Raw genomic sequence first — 4,379 nt, forward strand, 5'->3', positions numbered from 1 at the left:
CAACACCTTAATTTCACAAAAGCGCATTTTTATTCAGCCAAACTCCGCAAGGCTCGGAAACATCTCCAAAAGCCAGATGGAAATCACGTTAAAATCCCCGAAGAAGATCATCAATCCCACCACCACCAAGAGGGAGCCGGAGACGATCTCTATCTTATGCATGTGCTTGCGAATTCGGGTAAAAAAGGCAAAAAAGGTGTTGATGGCAATCCCCGCAATCAGAAAGGGAATGCCCAACCCGAGGGAATAGACCCCCAGCATCATCACCCCCTCACTCACCGACTCCTGCCCCCCGGCCAAAGCCAGAATAGCCGCCAGAATCGGACCCACACACGGCGTCCAGCCAAACGCAAAGGCCAGACCAATCATAAAAGCGCCCCACACCCCCCGGGGTTTGTTCTGGGGATTGAAGCGGGCTTCCAGGTTTAAAAAGCCGATCTTGAACACCCCCATAAAATGGAGGCCGAAGATCACAATCAACGCCCCACCCACCTTGGCCAACTCCGCCATGTGATTCAACATGGTCTGGCCCAAGGCCGTAGCCGATGCCCCCAGGGCGATAAAGACCAATGAAAAGCCCATCACGAAAAAGAGGCTGTGAATCCCCCCCTGGATGGAGGCCTCCCAGCGATTTCCAGGCTCTGCGCCCTCCCCCTCCCCCCGCATCTTATCCACCGAAATGCCGGTCATGAAGCTGATATAGGCGGGCACCAAAGGCAATACACAGGGAGAGACAAACGACAACAATCCCGCAACGAATGCTGCCAAAAGAGAAACGTCTTCCATCTTAATAACTCCTTCTCAAGGCTCAACCAGTCGATCTGTGAAGCCACTCCAGGTAGGCGGGATGCCCGTTTTCAATGGGTGTTGCCAATATTTCCGGCACATCATAGGGGTGCAACTCCGTGAGGCGTGCCGCCAGTTTTTCGTAGCGCCCTCGGCGGGTCTTGATCATCAAGGTCCACTCGGTATCTTTCTCAAGCTTTCCTTCCCAAACATAAAAGGAGCGCCCCTCAGCCAAAACATGCACGCAAGCGGCCAGCCCCTCCTGAACCAGGGTTTCTGCCAGTTTTTCAGCTGTGGCTGCGTCCGGGGCATTGCTCCAGACGATCAAGGCCTCATCGGCTGTGGTCATGATTCCCTCTCGCTATAAACCCAATTCCTACCAAAAACATTTCAAAACAGCGGTTTAACTTTATCTTCCAGCTGATCCATGGTCCAGTTGCCCACCAGGGAGCGCACCACTTTGCCTTCCCGGTCCAGCAATTTGGAAGTTGGGAGGCCATATACCCCCCCCAAACTCTTCCCCACCTTGCGCATCCGGGCGGGGTTGCCATAGACGATGGGATAGTTGATCCCAAACTTTTTGCTAAATTGGGAGAGCCGTTCCCGATTGGGCTTTTCCATATAGTTCACCCCGATAATGGTAAAACCCTCCTTTTCATAGGCCTCCTGAAACCGAACCAGTTCCGGTATTTCTTCTATACAGGGGTCACACCAGGTGGCCCAAAAATTAACCAGGACCACTTTGCCCAGATAATCACTGATCCGAACCACTTCCCCCGCTACCGTATTCAAGGGCATATCACGCCCCGTAGGCTCCTCTGCCGCGACCCGATTGAACGGGATTGAAACAAAAAAAACAAACAGAACCAAAACCAGCCCCAATTGACGCTTCATAGGGTCAAAACTCCCTTTTGACATGAATGAACTCGCCTGCCTTTCGGCGGATACTATGAACCAGGGCGGGCCTCCTTGCCAAGCGGTTTGCAAACAGGCTCTCCCCAGTGAAAAACCTGAAGGGGCCTGCTTCTCCTGCCAACCGGTGCGACAACGATATCCGCCCAACCTTACGACAACCTGAACGTCTGCCAACGTTTTTTAACAGCCTCCCTTATTTCCGGATCCATGGCCAACACCCGCCCCCAGTTGCGCGCACTCTCTCCCGGAAGCTTGGTGGTCATGTCGAGGGCAAACCGCCCCCCCTCCCGATCCAATATCAGATCCCGCCCTGGATCACTCCGGGTGGAAAAGGCCCAGAGCAGGTCTGCCGATGAAGCCGGATCCAACCCCGCATCCATCACCCAGAGGCGATCCAGGCCAGACCCTGCTGGAAAACGCTGCCATAAAGCGGAAACCACCTCCCGCCCCTGCCCGGCCTGGCTTTTTTCCACCAAAGCCACAGCCATGCCCCCTCCCTGAATGAAATGCACCTCTGCCAGACCTGGAATCTCCTGGCAAGCCAGTTCCAATCCCTTGGCATCCACCCAAGGAGTCACCCGAGGCGGCAACGGCTCCCGTTCCGGACCGATCTTGGTGGTGGCATCCATCCCCATTTTGCCCCCCAAGCCGGGCTGGGGTGAGGCAAAATCGAGATAATCAATGGGGGTGTTGGTCAAAAGTTGAATATCCCGCCCCGGATGGACCTTCTCCACCACAGCAGCCATCACCCCCGCCCAATCCTTGACGTCCTGATCTCCATCCACCACAAAAATCGCCTTGGTGTAAAGAAATTGCCGTAAAAACCCCCAGATGCCTGCCATCACCCGAAAGGCGTGGCCAGGATAGCCCTTATCCAGAGAGACCACCGCCACCCGATAGGAGCACGCCTCCATGGGCAGGTGAAAATCTTTGATTTCGGGAAATTGCCGCCTTAAAAGCGGCGTAAAAACCCGATTCAGCGCCAAAGCCAAAATGGCTGGCTCATCCGGCGGTCGGCCGGTAAAGGTGGAAAGATAGATCGGATCCCGGCGCATGGTAATGGACTGCACCGTGAAAACCGGAAACCGCTCCACCTCATTATAGTAGCCGGTGTGATCCCCAAAGGGGCCCTCATCAGCCAAATCCCCGGGATCCACCACCCCTTCCAAAATGATCTCCGCCCGAGCTGGCACCGGCAACCCCGTGGTCACTCCTTTGGCCGTCTCCACCCGACTCTCCCGCAGAAGCCCGGCAAAGGCATACTCTGATAGTGTCTCGGGTATGGGTGTCACCCCGGCGAGCATTATTCCCGGATCACAACCGATCGCCACCGCCACCGGCATGGGGCCACCGTGCTCCCGCAAATGTTGCGCCCCCCCCCGGTGTTTCAGCCAGCGCATGATGAGGCGATTTTTGCCAATCACCTGCATCCGATAGACCCCCACATTCACCGCTCCACCGCTTGCACCCCGGGTGACCACCAACGGCCAGGTAATCAGAGGCCCCGCATCCCCGGGCCAGCAGGTTTGAATGGGGAGCTTGCCCAGATCCACTTGATCCCCTTTCAGCACCACCTCCTGACAGGGGGGGCGGCTCACGCTTCGGGTGGGCATGTGACGCACCCGACTCATGCGCCCCGCCAACCCCCACGCCTCCCCCAACCCCTTGGGGGGATCGGGCTGCTTGAGCTGGGAGAGCAACTCCCCCAACTCCTCCAGTTGCTCCAAAGAGCGCCCCACCCCGAGCCCCACCCGCTCCTGGGTGCAAAAAAGATTGATCAAAACCGGAATATCGCTCCCCTTGACGTTGGTAAAGAGCACAGCCGGTCCTTTTTTTTCCAACAGCTCCAAGCCGATGGCCGTCATCTCCAGATGGGGATCCACCGGTTCAGTGATGCGGACAAGCTCACCCCGCTCTTCCAAAAACTGGATGAAAGCTCTGAGATCAGGGAATGATTTGGGGGTCGAGTCGGGTCTATTCATGATAAAGGATCGCGGTGGGGCTCATGGGTGGTGGCTCGATGGGGTTGCGGGTCTCTTTTGTAAAATAGTAGCTGCATGATCATACGAGCCTCGTGTACACTGGACCTCGTGTATTGGTTTCGTAACCAGGAGGTGGATCATGCTGAAGAATATCACACTGAGTGCCGAGGCGTCCCTGATCGACCAGGCACGGGAAAAAGCCTCCAATGAAAACAGCTCCTTGAACCATCTTTTTCGGCAGTGGTTGGAAGATTATGTGGATCGGGAGAGAATTGTGAGGGAGTACAAAGAGTTTATGGAGAGTGTGTCCCATGTAAAAACCGGGGGGCCATATACTCGGGATGAGATGAATGAGCGTCGATAGCTATTTTCTGGATACCAACATTCTGGTCTACTCCTTTGATGATCAAGCACCGACCAAACAAAAAAAGAGCCGCCAATTGATGGTTCGCGCTCTGTCTGGTTCCAATGGAATCATCAGCTTTCAGGTCGTTCAGGAATTTCTAAGCTTGGCTACCCGAGAACATGACGCCCCCTTCGGGGGCAATTGGTGCGTGCCTCTGGCTCATGGTGTAGACTTCCAGCCACCATGGAGATCATTGGCCAAAACCGCTTTACGCTCAAACAGATTTTTCAGGACAACTGGGAACCCTTTCTCCTCGCCTTCAAACACTTGGTCACCATCTATGTGGCTTA

General features: G+C 55.3%; 5 protein-coding genes. 1 reads left to right on the forward strand and 4 read right to left on the reverse strand.

The annotated features are described in order from the left end of the window. Positions 1 to 33 precede the first annotated feature (33 nt). The 4 genes from HQL52_20035 to HQL52_20050 all read right to left on the reverse strand — a co-directional run bounded on the left by HQL52_20035 (position 34) and on the right by HQL52_20050 (position 3,683). Positions 34 to 786 (reverse strand): cytochrome c biogenesis protein CcdA, encoded by a 753-nt coding sequence (locus tag HQL52_20035; protein ID MBF0371731.1) that lies wholly within the window; start codon positions 784 to 786, stop codon positions 34 to 36. Positions 787 to 808: 22 nt separating this feature from the next. Continuing rightward, positions 809 to 1,135, reverse strand: coding sequence for a divalent-cation tolerance protein CutA (locus tag HQL52_20040; GenBank protein ID MBF0371732.1), 327 nt, complete (start codon positions 1,133 to 1,135; stop codon positions 809 to 811). Positions 1,136 to 1,176: 41 nt separating this feature from the next. After that, the gene (locus tag HQL52_20045; protein ID MBF0371733.1) at positions 1,177 to 1,680 is read right to left on the reverse strand and encodes a TlpA family protein disulfide reductase; all 504 of its coding nucleotides are present in this window, start codon (positions 1,678 to 1,680) and stop codon (positions 1,177 to 1,179) included. Between the two features lie 170 nt (positions 1,681 to 1,850). Continuing rightward, entirely contained in the window at positions 1,851 to 3,683 is a 1,833-nt protein-coding gene (locus HQL52_20050; GenBank protein MBF0371734.1) for a UbiD family decarboxylase, read from the reverse strand. Positions 3,684 to 3,825: 142 nt separating this feature from the next. Here HQL52_20050 and HQL52_20055 point away from each other — a divergent pair, with 142 nt between their 5' ends. Continuing rightward, positions 3,826 to 4,047 (forward strand): hypothetical protein, encoded by a 222-nt coding sequence (locus HQL52_20055; protein MBF0371735.1) that lies wholly within the window; start codon positions 3,826 to 3,828, stop codon positions 4,045 to 4,047. The last annotated feature ends 332 nt before the right edge of the window (positions 4,048 to 4,379 follow it).

The organism is Magnetococcales bacterium (assembly GCA_015232395.1).
In the GTDB taxonomy this organism is placed as follows: domain Bacteria; phylum Pseudomonadota; class Magnetococcia; order Magnetococcales; family JADFZT01; genus JADFZT01.

Coding starts and splice junctions, on each gene's coding strand:
- HQL52_20050 (MBF0371734.1), bottom strand. CDS start 3,683: ATGAATAGACCCGACTCGACCCCCAAATCATTCCCTGATCTCAGAGCT.
- HQL52_20040 (MBF0371732.1), bottom strand. CDS start 1,135: ATGACCACAGCCGATGAGGCCTTGATCGTCTGGAGCAATGCCCCGGAC.
- HQL52_20035 (MBF0371731.1), bottom strand. CDS start 786: ATGGAAGACGTTTCTCTTTTGGCAGCATTCGTTGCGGGATTGTTGTCG.
- HQL52_20045 (MBF0371733.1), bottom strand. CDS start 1,680: ATGAAGCGTCAATTGGGGCTGGTTTTGGTTCTGTTTGTTTTTTTTGTT.